Below are 20030 nucleotides of genomic sequence, written 5' to 3' on the forward strand. Positions count from 1 at the left end.
ACGATGAAGCAGTCGGTCCTGTCCATCTCCCGGACCACTGGAAGGTTCACGTCGAGCGTACGGATGCTGCCGTCGTTCCTGATCGCCGGAGCGCAGCGGTGCGGCACCACGTCGCTCTACCGGGCCCTGGCGCGGCACCCACTGCTGCTCAAACCGGTGCTGCACAAGGGCGTCCACTACTTCGACGCCGACTACGGGCGGGGTCTGTCCTGGTACCAGGGGCACTTTCCGCTCCGGGCGGCCGCCGCGCGGCTCGCTCGCCGTCACGGCACGCATCCGCAGGCGTTCGAGTCGTCGCCCTATTACCTGTTCCATCCGCTGGCCGGGGAGCGCATCGCGGCCGACCTGCCCGGGGTCAGGCTCATCGTGCTGGTGCGCGACCCGGTCGAGCGGGCGTGCTCCGCGCACGCCCACGAGCTGGCCAGGGGCTACGAGACCGAGTCCGACTTCGAACAGGCCCTGGAGCTGGAGGAGCGACGGCTGGCGGGCGCCGAGCAGAGCATCCGCGAGCGGCCTCACATCGTCCACCACGCGCACCGCCACCACGCCTACCTGGCGCGCGGGCGCTACGCGGAGCAACTCGACCGGCTGGAGCCGCTGTTCGGCCGCGAACGCGTCCTGGTGCTCGACAGCCACCGCTTCTTCGCCGAACCGGAACGCACCTACGACCGGGTCCTGGACTTCCTTGGCCTGCCCCACCTGGGCTATCCGATCTTCGAACGCCACAACGGGCGGCCGCTGCCCCGGCCGCTGCCCTGCTCGGTCAGGCAGCGGCTCAGGGACCACTTCGAGGCGTACGACACGCGGCTGGCCCGCTGGCTGGGCGGTGAGCCGTCGTGGCGTCGCTGACCACGGGGCCGCTCGGTCAGGTGGCCAGGGGCGGCATCGCGGGCATCGCCGGGGCCGTCATCAGCGCGGGGGCCCAGTTCCTGCTGGTCGTGGTGGTCACCAGGGCGTTCAGCGCGCACCAGGCGGGCACCTTCTTCACCGTCACCGCCCTGGCCCTCATGGTGGCCGGCGTGGCCAAGCTCGACGCGGGCAACGGCCTCATCTATTTCATCGCCCGCGCCAAGACCTACGACTACCACGGCATTTCCGGATATATCCGGGTAGCTCTGGTCCCGGCGGTCCTGCTCGCCACCGCTTGCGGAGCGGCCCTCTACCCGCGGCTCGGCCTGCTGGCGGCGGCGCTGCCCGTGATGGTCGCCGCCGACCTCCTGCTCGCCGCCACCCGCGGCTTCGGCGCCATGCGGCCTACCGTGCTGCTCGACGGGATGGCGTTGCCGACGCTCCAGTTCCTGCTCGTCGCTGCGGCGGCCGTCGCCGCCAGGCCGCAGTGGCTGCCGTTCCTCTGGGCGCTGCCGTATGTACCGGTGGCGCTACTTGCCGCGATCCAGCTGCGCGAACGGCTGCCGCGTACGCCGTACCTGCCGGGCACTGCCCGCGACCTGTGGCTTTACACGGCGCCGCGCTCGGTCGCGGGTGCCATCCAGGCGGTGTTCCAGCGGCTCGACATCGTGGTCGTCGCGCTGCTCGGCGGCCCGGTCCAGGCGGCCGTCTACACCGCCGCCACCCGGTTCAAGGTCGTCGGCCAGCTCGCCAACCAGGGACTGGCACAGGCCGTACAGCCGCGCCTGGTCAGGGCGCTGGCCGACGGCGAGATGGGGCGGGCGCGGGAGCTGTACCAGGCGGCGACGATCTGGCTGGTGCTGCTCACCTGGCCGATCTGGCTCGGGTACGCCGCGCTGGCGCCGTGGCTGCTGCGCCTGTTCGGGCCGGGTTACGGCACGGCCGTGCCGGTGGCACTGGTGCTGGCCGGCACGATGATGCTGGCGACCGCGTGCGGCATGGTCGACGTCGTACTGACCGCCGCCGGACACACCACGGCCAGCCTGCTCAACCTGGTGGCGGCCATCGCCTGCACGGTCGCGCTGGACGTGGCGCTCATCCCGGCCCACGGAGCGTTCGGCGCGGTGCTCGGCTGGGCGGGCGGGATGATCGCCAAGAACCTGCTCCCACTCTGGCAACTGCACCACCGCTACGGCCTGCACCCCTTTGGCCGCCACAGCCTCCCCGCACTCCGCTTCCGCTCCTGGACCACAGCGTGACCGGCCCCATCCTGCGCTCCTTGGCGGCGGCATGAGCGGTGCCATCCTGGTGACGGGCCTGCCCCGGAGTGGCACGAGCTGGACGGGCAAGATGCTGGCGGCCGGGGGCGACCTCGTCTACGTCAACGAGCCGCTCAACCCCCAGCACCCGCCCGGCCGCTGTCCCGGCGTCCTGCGGGCCCAGGTCACCCACCGCTTCCAGTACATCTGCGACGACAACACCGCCGACTGGCTGCCCGCCTTCCGTGACACGGTCGCGCTCCGCTACCGCTACCTGGCCGAACTGCGTACCAACCGCTCGCCGTACGATCTGGCCCGCATGACCCGCTACGGCACGGCCTTCACCCTCGGCCGCCTGCTGGGACGGCGGGCCCTGCTCGACGACCCGTTCGCGGTGCTCTCGGCGGGCTGGTTCGCCAAGCGGCTGGGCTGCAAGGTGATCGCGCTGACCCGGGACCCGGTGGCGTTCGTGGCCAGCTGGCAGCGCCTGGGCTGGACCGTCTACTTCCACGAGCTCCTCGAACAACCCCTGCTCGTCCGCGACCACCCCGAGCTCCTGGGCCTCCGTGCCCTGGTCGGCTCCCAGGACCGCATCGCCAAGGCGGCGGCGCTGTGGCGGGTCACACAGGCGATCCTCGCCCGCACCCCCGGCATCCTGCTGACCTCCTACGATGAACTGGCCTCCGCACCGGTCCCGGGCTTCCGGCAGCTGTACGAGTACGCGGGCCTCGCCTGGTCGCCCACGGCCGAGCGCCGCATCACCCGAGCATGCACGGCCCCCGTCGGCGCGGGGAGCGCTTTTGCCTGGTCGGGCCTGTCCCGCACGGCCTTCCGGCCCATGAACTCACGCCGCGCGCTCGAAACGGCCACCCTCGGCCTGACACGGGCGGAAGCGACCCGCGTACGCGAGCTCACCTCCGCCGGATGAGCCACCGGCCAGCTCGTCCCGCCGGAACCGTGGCGCGTCACTGCCGAGCGACGGGTCTGTGCGGGGCTGGACGGGTCCCTGGGGAAGCGGACCATCGGCAGCCGACCTATTCGCGCGCGCTCCCCGACGAGTCGCGTGCGCCTCCCGACGAGTCGTGGATACTTCCCGACGAGGCCCGCGCTCTCAGGCAATCGCCCAGCAACCGGGCCGCGAACGGCAGGTCGTCGACCAGGTAGCGCCTGGCCAGTCGACCGGGCTCGCTCACCAGCCGAAACGCCCACTCCAACCCCGCGCCCCGCATCCACTCGGGCGCCCTCGGCACCGTGCCGGCGGCGAACGCGATCGCCGACCCGCACCCCACGAACCACGCCCCCGGCAGATCCTGGCTCAGCCGCGCGATCAGCCGGTCCTGCCGCGGAAACCCGAGCCCGACGAACACCATCTTCGGCTCCGCCCTCACGACCTTCCGCCGCACCCGCTCACGCTCACCGGCACCGCTCTCGAACCGGTAGGGCGGCGCGTCCACGCCGCAGACCTGAAGCGTGGGATAGCAGGCGGTGAGCTCATGAGCGGCGGACGCGGCCACGCCCGGCGGGCCGCCCAGGAGATAGATGGGCCACCCTCGGCGAGCGGCCAGCTTGCTCAACGACCAGATCAGGTCGGCCCCAGTGACCCGCTCGGGTATCGGCGTGCCGAGCAGCCGCGACGCCCACACCAGCGGCATCCCATCGGCCACGACGAGGTCAGCGGAGTTGACGAGGTGACGGAGTTTGACGTCCTTCGCGACGGCGCGGCAGATGTCGACGTTCGGCGTCACGATCCGCCCACCCCTCCCCGCACCCAGCTCACCATCGACGTGCTCGACGACCTGGCGCTCGGTCAGCGGATCGACGGCAACACCCCCGACCAGCACCCGCACCGGCCTCGCCTGCTCGCCAACCATCCCCGGCCCCTCTCCCACACCCCGTGAACCCCACCCGTGTCAAACCCCGGTATCCGGACCCCGCCGTAAGACGCGCGTTGTAACGGCGTCCGCTGTGACCACACCTGCGGTGACCACTTCCGCCGTGACGGCGCTCAAATGCCGTGCCCCCGATCGTGGAGCAGGGCGAGCACCGCCGGCGCGGAGATCAGCCCGGCGGCGACGGCGAGGGCGATCGGGGCGCGTGGTTCGGCGATGCGCTCGGCGAACGTGCGCAGGGCCCAGCGACCGGCCTCACGACGCCGCCCCAGTGCGGCGTGGTGGAAAGCGAGCTGGCCGTAGACCCGCGCCGCGCCGCGCGGATCCACGGCCAGTTCGGGGTGTCGGGCGAGCATCCACTCCAGCCCGGCGATGCGGTCGGCCCAGCAGGCGACATAGTGCGAATTGCCCCAACGGATACGTACAAGTGGGCGATCGACATTCGCGATCGGATGCCGCTTGGCCGCGCGCAGGGCCAGGTCCCAGTCCTCGTTCTGGCCGGCCGGGGCGCTCTCGTCCACCCAGAGGGCCCCGCGTTTGAACAAGAACGTCGACGAGTGCACCATCACCATGCGCGAACGCACCAGGTCGGCCGCCGTGACCGTGTCGCTGCCCGCGAGCCTCGGCACCCGGCGTACGCCGTACTCGACCTCGATGCCGCAACTGACGAACTCCGCGCCATCCTCGATCGCCTGGTGCTGCGCGGCGAGCTTGCCCGGCAGCCACACGTCGTCGTCGTCGCAGAAGGCGATCAGATCGGTGTCGCACGCGGAGATGCCGGTGTTGCGCGCACCCGGCAGCCCGGCGCTGAGGGCGTTGGGCAGGACGAGCACGCGATGGCGGGCGTTCGTGACGGCGCCCGGCGTCACCACATCGGCCACCTGCTCGGCGACTGCGATGGGGTCGCCACCGTCGACGACGATGACCAGCGAGATCCGGCCGGGGTAGTCCTGGGTCAGGACGGCTTGGGCGGCCGCCCGCAGTTGTTCGGGCCGGTCACCCCGAGTGGGAATCACCACGCCGACGGACGCACTCATGCGACCCCCACTTCGAGAGGTACGGCCCACGCCACGGCGTCGGCAACCCATTCACGCGGCCCGACCACACGACGCTCGACCGCACAAGACCCGCCTACCTGAGGCCGGGCCGCGCGGGACCCCGCCACCTGAGACCCGGCCGCACGAGACCCGACCACCGAAAGCCCGTCCGCACCAGGCCCGACCGCGCGAGACCCGTTCACGCCGCCGCCTCCCCATACCCGTACCGCGACCTGAGCGGCCAGGTGAGTGCCGTGACCAGGTGCCGATGGTGGCGCGGGAGGCCGGAGTGCCACGCGTCGTCCCGCCGCAGTTCGACCGGGCCGACAGTGAAGCGCATGGGGTTGCCCGAGGCGGTGTGGGCGGTGGTCAGGTGGGCGGTCGTGCCGGTCAGGAAGGGCAGCGCCGTACCCAGGCCCAGGATGTCGGCCAATGTCGCCAGAGCGGCCGCTGGGTCGGCCAGGAGGTCCTCGTAACGAAGCCTCGTCACCGGGACCCCGCGGGCGGCGAGGAGGTCCAGGGCGAGGTTCTGGGCCGTCCAGTGGACGGCGGTGCGGGCGGGGCCCCAGCGGGTCATCGGGCGGCCGTCCTCGGGGCGTTCGACGGTCTTGCGCCAGGAGTGGGCGACGGCCCGCGGGTCTCTGACCACGTGGACCACATGCACGTCCACCCCGGTGGCCGCCAGGCAGAAGGCCAGGGAGGCGTGTTTGCCGGAGTCGATCACGACCGTCGCGCCGGCGGTCTTGGCCGCGGCGTCGTAGAGGCGCTGGTAGGTGCCGGCGTACTCCGCCAGCTCCGGGTGGGCGATGCGGGGGATCCTGCGGGTGCGGTCGACGCGGTGCCGCAGGGTGAGGACGCGTTCGGCCAGGGCCCGCGTCCATCCGCCGAACGCGGTCTCGCCGACCTCGCGCCAGAACGCGCAGGCCGGGAAGGGCTCGCCACAGCCGCATGGCTCGCCGGCCAGTACGCCTCGGGCCCAGAGGTGTACGACCTCGCCGAGGGGTGCCACGCCGGAGATCTCGCCGAGCAGTCTCTCGAGCAGCGTGGTGCCGCTACGGCCGAGGCCGCCCAGGTAGACCACCCGGTAGGCGGTCGAACGATGCGTCACGGGGGAATGGCCTTCACGTCATGGATACGGAACGTGGAGAGGCTAGCGCGGAGAGTAATCATCCCATCCGCGAAACGACAAAGGATCTACCTAAGCCCCCGAGCCACCTGCGCCGATCCCTCAGCCACGGGCGCGCGGATGCGGGCGCCCGGCCCACCGGACGCCTGTGCCAAACCCTTAGCCGCAGGCGCGCCGACGCGGGCGTCCAGCCCGCTGGACGCCCGCCATGAATCAGTCGACTACCGCAGGTCCATGATCATGCCGGCCCCGACGGTCGCGTTCGTGGACTCGTCCACCAGGATGAACCCACCGGTCAACCGGTTACGCGAGTAGTCGTCCACGAACAACGGCTGGGTGATCCGCAACGACACCCGCCCGATCTCGTTGAGCGACAGGGAGGTGGCCGTCTCGTCGCGGTGCAGCGTGTTGACGTCGAGCCGATAGTGCAGGTCACGGACGAGCGCCCGAGCGGTCCGCGTCGTGTGTTTGATCACGAGCTTGGAGCGCGGCGCCAGCTTGGCGCTGTCGGCCATCCAGCAGATCATGGCGTCGATCTCCTGCGCCACCTGCGGCTGGTTGTTGGGCCGGGCGATCATGTCGCCGCGCGAGATGTCGATGTCGTCCTCGAAGCGGAGCGTCACCGACATGGGCGGGAACGCCTCTTCCACCGGCCCGTCGAAGGTGTCGATCGAGGCGATCCGGGTGGCCAGGCCCGAGGGGAGGTGGACGACCTCGTCACCGGGCTTGAGCACGCCGCCCGCCACCTGCCCCGCGTAGCCGCGGTAGTCGTGGAAGGCGTGGTCGGTGGCCCGCTGCGGGCGGATCACGTATTGGACGGGGAAGCGCACGTCGACCAGGTTGCGGTCGGAGGCGATGTGGACGTTCTCCAGGTGGTGCAGCAGAGACGAGCCGTGGTACCAGGGCATGTTCTCGGACCGCGAGACCACGTTGTCGCCGTTGAGCGCCGAGATGGGGATGAACGTCAGGTCGGCCACGTTGAGCTTCGAGGCGAAGGCCGTGAACTCCTCGCGGATCTCCTCGAAGCGCTCCTCGGAGTAGTCGACCAGGTCCATCTTGTTGACGGCCAGGACCAGGTGGGGCACCCGCAGGAGCGTGGTCAGGAAGGCGTGCCGCCTCGACTGCTCAAGGACGCCCTTGCGCGCGTCGATGAGGATGATCGCCAGGTCGGCGGTGGAGGCGCCGGTGACCATGTTGCGGGTGTACTGGATGTGCCCGGGCGTGTCGGCGATGATGAACTTGCGGCGCGGCGTCGCGAAGTAGCGGTAGGCCACGTCGATCGTGATGCCCTGCTCCCGCTCGGCCCGCAGGCCGTCGGTCAGCAGCGACAGGTCGGTGTATTCGGTGCCGCGGTCGCGCGAGGTGCGCTCGACCGCCTCCAACTGGTCCTCGAAGATCGCCTTGGAGTCGAAGAGCAGGCGGCCGATCAGGGTGGACTTGCCGTCGTCGACACTTCCCGCGGTCGCGAAACGCAGAATGTCCATGGGTTTAGAAGTAGCCTTCCCGCTTGCGATCCTCCATGGCGGCCTCCGAGGCGCGGTCGTCGGCCCTGGTGGCCCCGCGCTCGGTGATCCGGGTGACCGCGATCTCCTCGATGATCTCCTCCACGGTGGCGGCCGTGGACTGCACGGCCCCGGTGCAGGTCATGTCGCCCACCGTGCGATAGCGCACCACCGCCTCGAACAGCGGCTCGTCATCGCCCCGCTTGACGACCTCGGAGTCGGGCAGCAGCATGCCGTCGCGCTCGAAGACCTTGCGGGTGTGGGAGAAGTAGATGGACGGGATCTCGATGCCCTCGCGCCGGATGTAGTCCCAGATGTCGAGCTCGGTCCAGTTGGACAGCGGGAAGACCCGGATGTGCTCGCCCTTGCGGATCCGCGCGTTGTAGAGGTTCCACAACTCGGGGCGCTGGTTCTTGGGGTCCCACTGGCCGAAGTCGTCGCGGAAGGAGAAGACCCGCTCCTTTGCGCGGGCCTTCTCTTCGTCACGCCGGGCACCGCCGAAGACGGCGTCGAACTCCTGGTCCTCGATCGCGTCGAGCAGCGTGGTGGTCTGCAGGCGGTTGCGCGAGGCGCGGCGGCCCGTCTCCTCGACCACGCGCCCGGCGTCGATCGAATCCTGCACGCTGGCCACGACCAGGCGGGCGCCCAGCTCCTCGGAACGGCGGTCACGGAACTCGATGACCTCGTCGAAGTTGTGGCCGGTGTCGACGTGCATCAGCGGGAACGGGATCGGTGCCGGCCAGAACGCCTTCTCGGCGATCCGCAGCATGACGATGGAATCCTTGCCGCCCGAGAAGAGCAGACAGGGGCGCTCGAACTCCGCCGCCACTTCACGCATGATGTGAATGGCCTCGGCTTCGAGTACGTCGAGCTGCGACGTCGTGTAGTCGCGCTGGAGCATAGGGGCTTCCTCCGGCCTTCAGCGATGCAGGTCCCGAATCCCGGCGAGCAGGGCAGACGCCAAGTCAGGTAGGGAAACAAGGATATCCGGTAGTGAGGGGTCGGCCTGGTTGTAGGTCAGCGGCGAGCCGTCGATGCGGCTGGCGTGGGCCCCGGCCGCCTGCGCGACGGCGACGGGCGCGGCCGAATCCCACTCGTACTGGCCGCCGGCGTGCACGTACGCCTCGACCTCTCCGGTGAGCACGGCGGAGATCTTCGCCCCGGCCGACCCGATCGGCACGAGGTCGGCGCCGACCAGATAGGCCAGCTTCTGTACGAACTCGGGCGGCCTGGTGCGGCTGACCGCGATGCGGAAGCGGCCCTTGTCGAACGTGGGCAGCGTGGGCGGCTCGGCGGTGTTGAGCGTGCGGCCCTGGGCGGGCAGCGCCACCGCGCCCGCGCTCAGCGCGCCCCGCTCCCAGAGCGCCACGTGGACGGCCCAGTCGGACCGGCCCTCCTCGGAGAACTCGCGGGTGCCGTCGAGCGGGTCGACGATCCACACCCGTGAGGCGCTCTGCCTGCGTGGGTCGAGGCGTTCCTCGCGGGTGGCCTCCTCGGAGAGCACGCAGTCGCTCGGCCGCAGCCGGGCCAGCGACTCCATCAGGAAGACGTGCGCGCTACGGTCGCCCTCGGCCCGCAACGCGGACGCGTCGGCGAACCCGGTACGCCGGCGAACCTCCAGCAACCGCTCGCCAGCCTCCGTCGCCAGATCGGCAGCGAGGGCATGGTCGTCCCGAATCGTCATCAATAAGCTCCTTGCCCGCGGGCGACGGCCGACCAGGTTTTCCAAAGAATCTGTAGATCCAGCATGAGAGACCAGTTCTCCACGTAACGCAGGTCGAGGCGGACCGATTCCTCCCAGGACAAGTCGGATCTTCCGCTGACTTGCCACAGACCGGTCAAACCAGGTCGGACCAGCAGCCTCCGGCGGACGTCGTCGCCGTAGCGGGCGACCTCTTCCGGCAGCGGCGGGCGCGGCCCGACCAGCGACATGTGCCCGAGCACGACGTTGATGAGCTGCGGCAGCTCGTCGAGCGAGTGCCGTCGCATCAGCGTGCCGAGCGGCGTCACCCGGGGATCGTTGCGGACCTTGAACAGCACACCGTCACTGTCGCTGACGAGGGTGATCTTCTGCTGCTCCGAACCGCGCCGCATCGTGCGGAACTTCACGATCATGAAGGGCCGGCCGTCCTTGCCGACCCTGATCTGCCTGAACAGCGCCGCCCCGGGACTGCTCACGCGTACGGCCAGCGCCAGCCCGCCCAGCAACGGAGCCAGGCACACCAGCAGCAGAGCGGCCACCACCCGGTCGAATCCGTTCTTGACCAGCTGCCTGACCCCCGCCAGCTCGGGGTGCTCGACATGCAGCAGCGGCAGCCCGGCGGCCGGCCGGATCATCGTGCGCGGCCCGGCCACGTCCATCAGCGCCGGGGCGACCACCAGGTCGGTGCGGGTGCGCTCCAGCCGCCAGGCCAGCCGCCGCAGCGCCTGGCCGTCCATCTCGGGGCAGGCGAGCACGGCCACAGTGTCGGCGCCGGACTGGTCGACCACGATCGACACGTCGCTGAAGCCGCCCGCGACGGGCACCTCGCCGACCCGCTCACCGGGCGCGTCGTCGGGCAGGCAGGCGGCCACGACCTCCATGCCGTGATAGGGCTCCCTGCGGAACAGGTGGACCAGCTCGGCGATCGCGGAGGCGTGCCCGACGGCCACCACCTTGCGCATGCACGCGCCCGCCGCCCGGCGCCGGTGGAGCGAGCGGCGCAGGGCGTACCTGCAGAAAAGAGTGAGGAGTGTCACGAGCGGCAGGGCGAGGACCACGTAGCCGCGGGCGATGTCGGTCTTGGTCACGTAGGAGCCGATGGCCGTCGCGGCGGTCAGCGCGACGCCGCACTGCACGACGCGGCGGAACTCCTCGGAGCCGATGCCGAGCATGCGCGGCTCGTAGGCCCGGTTGAAGGCCACCGTGCAGATCCACAGCACCGGCAGGGCCATGCTGACCACGAGGTACGGCGCGGCGTAGGCGGTGAAACCGCCGAACCTGGCGAAGAACGCGAACCCGGACGCCGCCCCCGCGCACAGGAAGTCGCCGAGCATGGCGCGCACACGGTAGGCGCGTATCCAGGGGGGCAGGTGCGGACTGAGCCGCCCGGACCTGGCGTGGCCGGACCGGACAGCGGTCAGCAGCCCATCGCCGTCGCGCACGAATCCTCCACGTGACCGATGATCAACAGACAGTCACCAGATCGTAGCGCTGAGCGACGCGTGGGAAACCGCGAACGCCTCTATGCGATGGTCAGCGAGGAGGGCCGGAAATGTGCAGATCGGCGCGATGGAACTCGTTCTGCGTGGTCTCGAGCCCACGCTCCATCAGCGACTCCACCACGTCGGCCGCCCGGTCGACCAGGAAGCCCAGGTCCTTGCGCTCGGCCGTGGCGAAGTCCTTGAGCACGTAGGCGGCCGGGTCCATGCGGCCGGGCGGGCGCCCGATGCCGAAGCGGACTCGCAGGTAGTCGCGGGTGCCGAGCACCTTGGTGATCGACTTCAGCCCGTTGTGGCCGTTGTCGCCGCCGCCGAGCTTGGCGCGCAGCGCGCCGTAGGGGACGTCGAGTTCGTCGTGGACCACGATCAGCCGGTCGGGGCCGAGCTTGTAGAAGTCGGACAGGGCCTTGAGCGGGCCGCCCGACAGGTTCATGTACGTCAGCGGCTTGGCCAGCACCGCGCGACTGGACTCCAGGACCTCGGCCCGGCTCCGGTGCGCCTTGAACCGCCCGCCGGCCCTGGCGGCCAGCTCGTCGAGCACCATGAAGCCCGCGTTGTGCCTGTTGCCGGCGTATTCGGCGCCCGGATTGCCGAGCCCGACGATCAACCAGCGGTCCATGTGTCTCCCTCAAGCGAAACGGGGCAGCCGGCGGCTGCCCCGTCGCCGAACAGCGGTGTGTTACTCGCCGGCTTCCTCGGTGACCGTGGCGGCCGCGGCGGCCTCTGCCTCGGCGGCCTCGGCCTCCGTGGGCTCCTCGACCGGCTTGGCGATGACCTGGAGGATGACGGTCTCACCCTCGGCGATCAGCGTGGAGCCCTCGGGCAGCTTGAGGTCGGCCGCGGTGACCACGGTGCCGATCACCAGACCCTCGACGTCGACCTCGACGCCGGTCGGGATGTGGGTGGCCTCGGCCTCGACCGAGACGGAGACGAGCTGCTGGTCGAGCAGGCCCTCGGAGTTGACGGCGCCGACCGTGGTGACCGGGATGTCGACGGTGACCTTCTCGCCCCGCTTGACCAGGAGCAGGTCGACGTGCTCGACGAAGCCCTTGATCGGGTCGCGCTGAACGCCCTTGGGCAGCGCGAGCTCGTCGACGCCGTCGCCCTTGAGGTGGATCAGCACGTTGGCGGTGCGCAGCGCGAGGAGCACCTCGTGGCCGGGCAGCGTCAGGTGCTTGGGGTCGGTGCCGTGGCCGTAGAGGACCGCGGGCACCTTGTTGTCACGACGGATCTTGCGAGCGGCGCCCTTGCCGAACGTGGTGCGCGGCTCGGCGGCGATACGTACTTCAGACACGACATCTCCTAGGGATGCTTTGCGGGATTTGCGTTCCCCCTCACCCGCCCTAGCGGAAGGCGTTACGAACGCAACCGTAAAAGTCTACCGGCTCAGGTGTCGCCCTCGAACAGGCTGGTGACCGACCCGTCGGTGAAGACCTCGGTGATCGCGCGCGCGATCAGCGGCGCGATCGACAGGACCGTGAGCTTGTCGAACCTGTTGGCCTGGGACAACGGCAGGGTGTTGGTGACGATGACCTCGGAGATCCGGGAGTTCTTCAGCCGGTCGACCGCGGGATCGGAGAACACCGCGTGGGTCGCGGCGGTGATCACGTTGGTGGCGCCCTGCTCATAGAGGGCGTCGGCGGCCTTGCAGATGGTGCCCGCGGTGTCGATCATGTCGTCGATCAGCACGCAGGTGCGCCCCCGCACCTTGCCGACGACCTCGTTGACCTTCACCGAGTTGGCCACGTCGAGGTCGCGGCGCTTGTGGATGAAGGCCAGCGGCGTGCCGAGCGTGTCGGCCCAGCGCTCCGACAGCCGGACCCGGCCGGTGTCGGGCGAGACGATCGTGGTGTTGGCCAGGTCGAGCCGGTTCTTCAGATAGCTCTCCAGCACCGGCATGGCGAACAGGTGGTCGACGGGGCCGTCGAAGAAGCCCTGGATCTGCGAGGTGTGCAGGTCTATCGACATGAGCCGGTCGGCGCCCGCGGTCTTGAACAGGTCGGCCATCAGCCTGGCCGTGATCGGCTCGCGGCCGCGGCTCTTCTTGTCCTGCCTGGCGTAGCCGAAGAACGGCATGACCACGGTGATGCGCTTGGCGGAGGCCCGCTTCAGCGCGTCTACCATGATGAGCTGCTCCATGATCCACTGGTTGATGGGCCCGGTGTGGCTCTGGATCACGAAGGCGTCGCAGCCGCGGACGGATTCGAGGTAGCGGGCGTAGATCTCGCCGTTGGCGAAGTCGATCAGCTTGGTGGGCGTGAGGGAGACGCCGACGTGCTCGGCGACCTCTTCGGCGAGCTCCGGGTAGGCCCGGCCGGAGAAGAGCATGAGGTTCTTCTCGCCCGGCTGCTTGATGCTGGTCATGAGATCTCCTTCGCCGGTCTCGTGACCACGGTGCGGTTGTTACTGATGACCTCGGCAAGCTCGGTCATTTGCCACTCTCCTGCTGTTCTTGCTCGGCCAGCGCCTTTTCGGCCGCCGCAGCCGACTTCGTGCCCGCGCGCCTGCGCAAGACCCATTTCTCGATGTTGCGCTGTCGCGCCCTGGCCACGCCGATCGCGCCCGGAGGGACGTCGCTGTCGATGACCGAACCGGCCGCGGTGTACGCGCCGTCGCCCACGGTCACGGGGGCGACGAGCATGGAGTCGCAGCCGACGAACGCGCCGTCGCGTACCGTGCTGCGATGTTTGTTGACGCCGTCGTAGTTCACGAAGATCACGGCCGCGCCGATGTTGACGTCCTCGCCGATCGTGGCGTCGCCCGCGTACGACAGGTGCGGCACTTTCGACCGGTCGCCGACCTGGGTGTTCTTCATCTCGACGAACGTGCCCGCCTTGGACTTGTGCCCGAGCACGGTGCCGGGGCGCAGGTAGGCGTAGGGGCCGACGCTCGCTTCCGGGCCGACCACGGCGTGGTCGCAGACCGCGTTGCGCACGACCGCGCCCGCGCCGACCTTGGTGTCGGTGAGCGTGGAGCCCGGCCCGACCTCCGCTCCGGCCTCGATGACGGTATGGCCGTGCAGCTGCGTGCCGGGGTGGACGACCGCGTCGGGCTCGATCTCGACGCCGACGTCGATCCAGGTGCTGGCCGGGTCGATGATCGTGACTCCGGCGCGCATGTGGCCGTCGAGCAGCCGCTGGTTGAGCACCTTGCGGGCGATGGCCAGCTGCACCCGGTCGTTGACGCCTTCGACCTCGGTGAAGTCGGCGGCGGCGTGCGCGCCGACCCGGTGGCCGTCCTCCCGCAGGATGGCCAGCACGTCGGTGAGGTATTCCTCGCCCTGCGAGTTGTCGGTGGAGACCCGCTTGACGGCGTCGGCGAGCAACAATCCGTCGAAGGCGTAGATGCCGGAGTTCATCTCCGTGATGGCGCGCTGCTCCGGGGTGGCGTCCTTCTCCTCCACGATCTCCAGGACGGCGCCGCCGGAGTCGCGGATGATGCGCCCGTAGCCGGTCGGGTCGGGCACCTCGGCCGTCAGCACGGTGACCGCGTTGCCGTCACCCGCGTGCCGGTGGAGCAGCTCGGCCAGGGTCTCCGTACGCAGCAGCGGCACGTCTCCGTAGGTGACGAGGACGGTGCCGGCGATCGTGCCGAGCTCTTCGAGCACGGTGCGGACGGCGTGGCCGGTTCCGCGCTGCTCACGCTGGACGACGGCGCGCGCGTCGGGGCTCGTCTCCGCCAGGTGCGCGCCGACCCGTTCGGAGGCATGGCCGATGACGACGATGAGCCGTTCGGGACCGAGGTCGCGAGCGGCGGTGAGCATGTGGTCGACCAGGGTGCGGCCGCACATCTCATGCAGGACTTTGGGGGTCTGGCTCTTCATCCGGGTGCCCTCGCCTGCGGCGAGGACGATGACTGCGGCCGGGCGCGGCACACTCACGGACTGGGGCTCCCTGTGGCTGGGCGGTTCGGGGCGGCAGCTGTCGCACCGCCACCCTCCCGACACCGTGAGGATACCCAACCGACACTCGCGCGCTAGCGGCGGGGAGTGCCTCCAAGCTCCCGGAAGAGGACTCGAACCCCTACAAAGTGGACCAAAACCACTTGTCCTGCCGATTAGACGATCCGGGACTAAATCGGACACCTGAGCGTCCGACGCACTCCTACGATACCGATCCCTGGCCCACGCGCGCGCCACATAACAGACCGCCCGAAAAGCCGCAAGATACAGAAGCTACTCCTCTCATAGGACAGAAGTCGCCTTCGCCACACTCGCCGCTTAGGTCTTACTAACTTACGATGGCGTAGGTTACGGTGGCGTAGCCAGGACATTCATCCTCATACATGTCGTGAGAGGTAGCCCATGACCGTTATCGCCGAGCGCACCTCCCCAGGACCGAAGCCCGACGTCGAACCCGAGCCCCGGACCAAGGCCGAACTCGTCACCTTCGCCCTCGTGGTGGGGCTCCCCCTCATCGCGATCGTGGCCGCGGTGCCGTTCGCGTGGGGATGGGGTCTCGGCTGGAGCGACATCGTCATCGCGTTCGTCTTCTATGTGGTGAGCGGGCTCGGTGTGACCGTCGGCCTGCACCGCTTCTTCACGCACGGCTCGTTCAAGGCCAAGCGACCCCTGAAGATCGCGCTGGGCATCGCGGGCAGCCTCTCGCTGGAGATGTCCGTGCTCGACTGGGTGGCCACGCACCGCAAGCACCACAAGTTCTCCGACAAGGAGGGCGACCCGCACTCGCCGTGGCGCTTCGGACCCGGCTTCAAGTCGCTGTCCAAGGGCCTGCTGTACGCGCACATGGGCTGGATGTTCGACGCCGACCGCACCAACCGCGAGAAGTACGCCCCCGACCTGGTCAAGGACGACGACGTCGTCAAGCTGCACAAGTGGTTCGGCCCGCTGGCCCTCACCTCGCTCCTGCTGCCCGGCATCCTCGGCGGCCTGGTCACCTGGTCCTGGCAGGGCGCGCTCACCGCGCTGTTCTGGGGCTCGCTGGTCCGCATCGGCCTGCTGCACCACGTGACCTGGTCGATCAACTCGATCTGCCACGTGTTCGGCGAGGAGGACTTCCAGGTCCGCGACAAGTCGCGCAACGTGTGGTGGCTGGCCATCCCCTCCTTCGGCGAGTCGTGGCACAACCTGCACCACTCCGACCCCACCTGCGCCAGGCACGGCGCGCTGAAGGGTCAGATCGACCTCAGCGCCGGCGTCATCAGGATCTTCGAGCGGCTCGGCTGGGTCCACGACGTGCGCTGGCCGACCCCCGAACGCCTGGCGGCGAAGCGCATTGGCTGATTCCGGCTCGTTGATGACCGGTCCGTTGATGACGGGCTCTTCTTCGAGCACCGCCATTATGGAAACCGTGACCGAACCCAGATCTCGCAGGCGGATGACCGGCAGAGAGCGAAGAGAGCAGCTGATCCAGATCAGCCGCACGCTCTTCGCCGAGAAGGGGTTCGACGGGACCTCCATCGAGGAGATAGCGGCAACGGCCCAGGTCTCGAAGCCGGTGGTCTACGAACACTTCGGCGGCAAGGAGGGCGTCTACGCGGTCGTGGTCGACCGGGAGATGCAGAAGCTGCTCAGCATGATCACCGAGGCGCTCTCCGCCTCCCACTCGCTGATCAAGCTGGAGCGGGCGGCCCTGGCGCTGCTCCACTACATCGAGGAGAGCAGCGAGGGCTTTCGCATCCTGGTGCGCGACTCGCACGCCGCCTCGGGCACCGGCACGTTCGCGAGCCTGATCAGCGAGATCGCCAGCCAGGTCGAGGACGTACTCGCCGACGAGTTCGTGTCCCGCGGCTACGACCCCAAACTGGCGCCGATGTACGCGCAGATGCTCGTAGGCATGGTGGCCCTGACCGGCCAGTGGTGGCTCGACGTGCGCAAGCCGGGCCGCGAGGAGGTCGCCGCCCACGTGGTGAACCTGGCCTGGAACGGCCTGACCGGACTCAACCCGCAGCCGGCCATCACCGCTCTTTCCTTGACGTCCACCGGACGCGCCCACCCCGTCGTCGCCGTGCCGCGCGCCAGCGAGAAGGAGCTGCGCGAGCTGGAGAAGGCCCGCGACAAGGAGCTCAAGGAGGCCGAGAAGGCCCGCCAGCGGGAGCTCAAAGAGGCGGAGAAGGCCAAGGTCCGCGAGCTGAAGGAGCGCGAGCGGCTGCTGAAGGAGGCCGAGAAGGCCCGCGAGCGCGAGGAGAAACTGCGCCAGCGGGAGGCCCGGCTGGTCGAGCGCGCGGCCCGGTTGGAGCAACCTGACCAGGTGGAATAAGCCGTTGCCGCTTAGTTCACGTTCTGTTCAACCAAATGGGGCATATTTCTCATATGTCCGCGGAACCGCTTCATCCCGAGAGTGACCTTCCCCTGCCGCAGGAGAGGTTCCTCAACCGTGAGGAGAGCTGGCTACAGTTCAACGAACGCGTGCTCGAACTGGCCGAAGACTCCTCTCTCCCTCTTCTCGAACGGGTGCGCTTCCTGGCCATCTTCGCCAGCAACCTGGATGAGTTCTTCCGGGTACGCGTGGCCGGGCTGAAACGGCGGATGGCCACCGGACTGCTGCTCAGGACGAAGAGCGGGCTGAAGCCGCGCGAGGAGCTGGCCCGGATCGCCGCGATCTCCCACACGCTGGCCACGCGGCACGCGGCCGTCTTCCACGAGCAGGTCTGCCCGCAGCTGGCCACCGAGGGCATCGAGATCGTCAGATGGGACGACCTGGGCCGCGAGGAGCGCACGGAGCTGCGCAAGCTGTTCAGGGAACGGATCCGGCCGGTGCTGACGCCGCTGGCCGTCGACCCCGCCCACCCATTTCCGTATATTTCTGGACTCAGCCTGAATCTGGCGGTCCTGGTGCGGAATCCGGTCGACGATCACACCGTGTTCGCCCGGGTCAAGGTGCCTTCGCAGCTGCCGAGGTTCGTCACCGCCTCCAAGGACAGGTTCGTCCCGCTGGAGGACGTCATCGCGGCCCATCTGGGCCAGCTCTTCAAGGGCATGGAGATCGTCCAGCACCACGCCTTCAGGGTGACCCGCAACGAGGACCTCGACGTGGACGAGGACATCACCGAGAACCTCATGCAGGCGCTGGAGCGGGAGCTGAAGAACCGCCGCTTCGGCCCGGCCGTGCGGCTGGAGGTCGAGGACACCATCACGCCCGAGGTGCTCGACCTGCTCGTCGAGGAGCTCGAAGTCGCGCCGCACGAGATCTACCAGCTCGCCGGGCCGCTCGACCTGACCGGATTGCACGCCCTCGCCGACCTGGACCGGGCCGAGCTGAGCTACCGGCCGTTCGTCCCCGCCGAGGCCGTGCTGGCGGACGACGACATCTTCGCCGCGCTGCGCGAGCGGGACGTGCTCCTGCACCACCCGTACGACTCCTTCGCCACCAGCGTGCAGCGCTTCATCGAGGCGGCGGCCGAGGACCCGAACGTCCTGGCGATCAAGCAGACGCTGTACCGGACCAGCGGCGAGTCCCCGATCGTCGACGCGTTGATCGACGCGGCCGAGTCGGGCAAGCAGGTCGTCGTGGTGGTGGAGATCAAGGCCCGCTTCGACGAGCACGCCAACATCGAGTGGGCGCGCAAGCTGGAGAAGGCCGGCTGCCACGTCGTCTATGGCGTGGTCGGGCTCAAGACCCACTGCAAGCTGGCCCTGGTCGTCCGGCAGGAGCCGTCCGGCGAGCTGCGCCGCTACTGCCACATCGGAACGGGCAACTACAACCCCAAGACGGCCAGGCACTACGAGGACATCGGCCTGCTCACCGCGGACCCGCTGGTCGGCGAGGACATCACGGACCTGTTCATCCACCTGACCGGCTACTCCAACCACTCGGCCTACCGCAGGCTGCTCGTCGCCCCGCACTCGCTGCGCGGCGGCCTGATGGCCAGGATCGAGCGGGAGATCGCGCACCAGGAGGCGGGCCGTCCCGCGCGCATCAGGATCAAGACGAACTCCCTGGTGGACGAGCCGCTCATCGACGCCCTCTACCGGGCGTCCCGGGCCGGTGTGCAGGTGGATCTGTGGGTGCGGGGTATCTGCACCCTCCGCCCTGGCATCCCGGACCTGTCGGAGAACATCCGCGTACGGTCGGTGCTGGGGCGTTTCCTGGAGCATTCCCGCATCTACGAGTTCGGCCTGGGCCGGCGGCCCGAGGTGTGGATCGGCAGCGCCGACCTGATGCGCCGCAACCTGGAGCGCCGGGTCGAGGCGCTGGTCAAGGTGACCAGCCAGCAGCACCGGGCGTACCTCATCGACCTGATGGACCGCGCCACCGCCGACACGACGAGCGCGTGGCTGCTGAACTCCGACGGCACCTGGGTGCGACATCCGGGCGAGGACCTGCAGAGCATCCTGATCGGCACCCGCCGCTGGAGGAGCGTTGATGACTGACCCGCTCCGCGCGGCCGGAGCCGTGGTGTGGCGCGGTGACGAGCGCCACCCCGAGGTGGCCGTCATCCACCGCCCGGCCTATGACGACTGGACCTTTCCCAAGGGCAAGCTGAAGCAGGGCGAGCACGTGATCGTCGCCGCGCTGCGCGAGGTGCGCGAGGAGACCGGCCTGGTCACGACGCTCGGCCGCGCCCTGCCACCCGTCCACTACCTGATCACGGACCGGCTCAAGCGGGTCGACTACTGGGCGGCCCAGGCCACGGACGAGAGCGAGGCGTTCACCCCCGGCGACGAGGTGGACGAGCTGCGCTGGCTGCCGCTCGACCGCGCCCGCGAGCTGCTGACCTGGGAGTGGGACGTGGGCCTGGTCCACTCGCTGGAGGTGGCGCCGCTGGCCACCGTCCCTCTTGTCCTGGTACGGCATGGCGCCGCGGGCTCCAGGCAGGCGTGGAAGGGTGATGACGCCCTGCGTCCCCTCGACTCGGACGGCCGGGCCCAGGCGGAGACGATCGCCCGGGTGCTGCCCGCCTACCGTCCCGAGGTCCTGGTCAGCTCGCCCAGCCTCCGATGCGTACAGACGCTCCAGCCGTACGGCGGCGACATCAGGACCGAGCCGCTGCTCAGCGAGGAGGGCCAGGACTCGGACAAGACGCCCGCGCTGGTCGGGGAGCTCAGGACGGCGGCGGCCGTGTCCAGCCACGGCAAGGTGCTGCCCGAACTGATCCGCTCGCTCAGCGGCAAGGACGTGCAGCTGCGCAAGGGGGCGTTCGCCGTCCTGCACCGGCTGGGCGAGCGGGTCGTCAGCGTGGAGCGTTACACGACCTGAGGGCCACGA

The 20030-nt window shown here is 69.6% G+C and carries 18 protein-coding genes and 1 tRNA gene; 7 read left to right on the forward strand and 12 right to left on the reverse strand.

Features of this window, described 5'->3' with window-relative positions; all coding sequences use genetic code 11:
• Positions 1-3: 3 nt before the first annotated feature.
• Genes AB0L53_RS04120 through AB0L53_RS04130 form a run of 3 tightly spaced genes read left to right on the forward strand, consistent with a single transcriptional unit; the run spans position 4 to position 3036 of the window.
• Entirely contained in the window at positions 4-849 is an 846-nt protein-coding gene (locus tag AB0L53_RS04120) for a sulfotransferase domain-containing protein (RefSeq protein WP_363990360.1), read from the forward strand.
• On the forward strand, positions 837-2108 hold the full coding sequence (locus tag AB0L53_RS04125; protein ID WP_363989920.1) for a polysaccharide biosynthesis C-terminal domain-containing protein: 1272 nt from the start codon (positions 837-839) through the stop codon (positions 2106-2108). The genes AB0L53_RS04120 and AB0L53_RS04125 overlap by 13 nt, the downstream gene beginning before the upstream one ends.
• Positions 2109-2139: 31 nt before the next feature.
• On the forward strand, positions 2140-3036 hold the full coding sequence (locus AB0L53_RS04130; protein WP_363989922.1) for a sulfotransferase: 897 nt from the start codon (positions 2140-2142) through the stop codon (positions 3034-3036).
• A 106-nt stretch (positions 3037-3142) separates the two neighbouring features.
• On the opposite strand, the gene AB0L53_RS04135 is transcribed toward AB0L53_RS04130, so the two are convergent.
• The 12 genes from AB0L53_RS04135 to AB0L53_RS04190 all read right to left on the reverse strand — a co-directional run bounded on the left by AB0L53_RS04135 (position 3143) and on the right by AB0L53_RS04190 (position 14934).
• Positions 3143-3979, reverse strand: a complete 837-nt coding sequence (locus AB0L53_RS04135) for a WecB/TagA/CpsF family glycosyltransferase (protein WP_363989925.1) — start codon at positions 3977-3979, stop codon at positions 3143-3145.
• Positions 3980-4113: 134 nt separating this feature from the next.
• On the reverse strand, positions 4114-5034 hold the full coding sequence (locus AB0L53_RS04140; protein ID WP_363989928.1) for a glycosyltransferase family A protein: 921 nt from the start codon (positions 5032-5034) through the stop codon (positions 4114-4116).
• 199 nt (positions 5035-5233) lie between these two features.
• On the reverse strand, positions 5234-6142 hold the full coding sequence (locus tag AB0L53_RS04145; protein ID WP_363989930.1) for a sulfotransferase: 909 nt from the start codon (positions 6140-6142) through the stop codon (positions 5234-5236).
• 239 nt (positions 6143-6381) lie between these two features.
• Positions 6382-7644 (reverse strand): sulfate adenylyltransferase subunit CysN, encoded by a 1263-nt coding sequence (gene cysN / locus AB0L53_RS04150; RefSeq protein WP_357943927.1) that lies wholly within the window; start codon positions 7642-7644, stop codon positions 6382-6384.
• Between the two features lie 4 nt (positions 7645-7648).
• Complete coding sequence (gene cysD, locus AB0L53_RS04155; RefSeq protein WP_357943925.1) at positions 7649-8563, reverse strand: sulfate adenylyltransferase subunit CysD; 915 nt, start codon at positions 8561-8563, stop codon at positions 7649-7651.
• A gap of 18 nt (positions 8564-8581) precedes the next feature.
• Positions 8582-9346: a 3'(2'),5'-bisphosphate nucleotidase CysQ gene (locus AB0L53_RS04160; protein ID WP_358541720.1), complete on the reverse strand. Its 765-nt coding sequence runs from the start codon at positions 9344-9346 to the stop codon at positions 8582-8584.
• Positions 9346-10698, reverse strand: coding sequence for a sugar transferase (locus AB0L53_RS04165; RefSeq protein ID WP_363990363.1), 1353 nt, complete (start codon positions 10696-10698; stop codon positions 9346-9348). Before AB0L53_RS04165 ends, AB0L53_RS04160 begins: the two co-directional genes overlap by 1 nt.
• A gap of 199 nt (positions 10699-10897) precedes the next feature.
• Positions 10898-11482 carry an aminoacyl-tRNA hydrolase gene (pth, locus tag AB0L53_RS04170; protein ID WP_363989935.1) on the reverse strand — a complete coding sequence of 195 codons (585 nt, stop codon included), beginning with the start codon at positions 11480-11482 and terminating at the stop codon, positions 10898-10900.
• A 60-nt stretch (positions 11483-11542) separates the two neighbouring features.
• Positions 11543-12157: a 50S ribosomal protein L25/general stress protein Ctc gene (locus AB0L53_RS04175; protein WP_363989937.1), complete on the reverse strand. Its 615-nt coding sequence runs from the start codon at positions 12155-12157 to the stop codon at positions 11543-11545.
• 92 nt (positions 12158-12249) lie between these two features.
• Complete coding sequence (locus AB0L53_RS04180) at positions 12250-13227, reverse strand: ribose-phosphate diphosphokinase (RefSeq protein ID WP_357943919.1); 978 nt, start codon at positions 13225-13227, stop codon at positions 12250-12252.
• Between the two features lie 64 nt (positions 13228-13291).
• Positions 13292-14743: a bifunctional UDP-N-acetylglucosamine diphosphorylase/glucosamine-1-phosphate N-acetyltransferase GlmU gene (gene glmU, locus AB0L53_RS04185; RefSeq protein WP_363989941.1), complete on the reverse strand. Its 1452-nt coding sequence runs from the start codon at positions 14741-14743 to the stop codon at positions 13292-13294.
• Between the two features lie 119 nt (positions 14744-14862).
• Positions 14863-14934: transfer RNA gene (locus AB0L53_RS04190), tRNA-Gln, on the reverse strand.
• Between the two features lie 232 nt (positions 14935-15166).
• Here AB0L53_RS04190 and AB0L53_RS04195 point away from each other — a divergent pair.
• The 4 genes from AB0L53_RS04195 to AB0L53_RS04210 all read left to right on the forward strand — a co-directional run bounded on the left by AB0L53_RS04195 (position 15167) and on the right by AB0L53_RS04210 (position 20021).
• Positions 15167-16105 carry an acyl-CoA desaturase gene (locus tag AB0L53_RS04195; RefSeq protein ID WP_358541729.1) on the forward strand — a complete coding sequence of 313 codons (939 nt, stop codon included), beginning with the start codon at positions 15167-15169 and terminating at the stop codon, positions 16103-16105.
• A gap of 94 nt (positions 16106-16199) precedes the next feature.
• Positions 16200-17081 carry a TetR/AcrR family transcriptional regulator gene (locus AB0L53_RS04200; RefSeq protein WP_363990366.1) on the forward strand — a complete coding sequence of 294 codons (882 nt, stop codon included), beginning with the start codon at positions 16200-16202 and terminating at the stop codon, positions 17079-17081.
• 53 nt (positions 17082-17134) lie between these two features.
• Positions 17135-19195 carry an RNA degradosome polyphosphate kinase gene (locus AB0L53_RS04205; protein WP_363989944.1) on the forward strand — a complete coding sequence of 687 codons (2061 nt, stop codon included), beginning with the start codon at positions 17135-17137 and terminating at the stop codon, positions 19193-19195.
• Positions 19188-20021: an NUDIX hydrolase gene (locus AB0L53_RS04210; protein ID WP_363989948.1), complete on the forward strand. Its 834-nt coding sequence runs from the start codon at positions 19188-19190 to the stop codon at positions 20019-20021. The genes AB0L53_RS04205 and AB0L53_RS04210 overlap by 8 nt, the downstream gene beginning before the upstream one ends.
• Positions 20022-20030 lie beyond the last annotated feature (9 nt).

It is taken from the genome of Nonomuraea sp. NPDC052129 (assembly GCF_040680095.1).
GTDB lineage: Bacteria > Actinomycetota > Actinomycetes > Streptosporangiales > Streptosporangiaceae > Nonomuraea.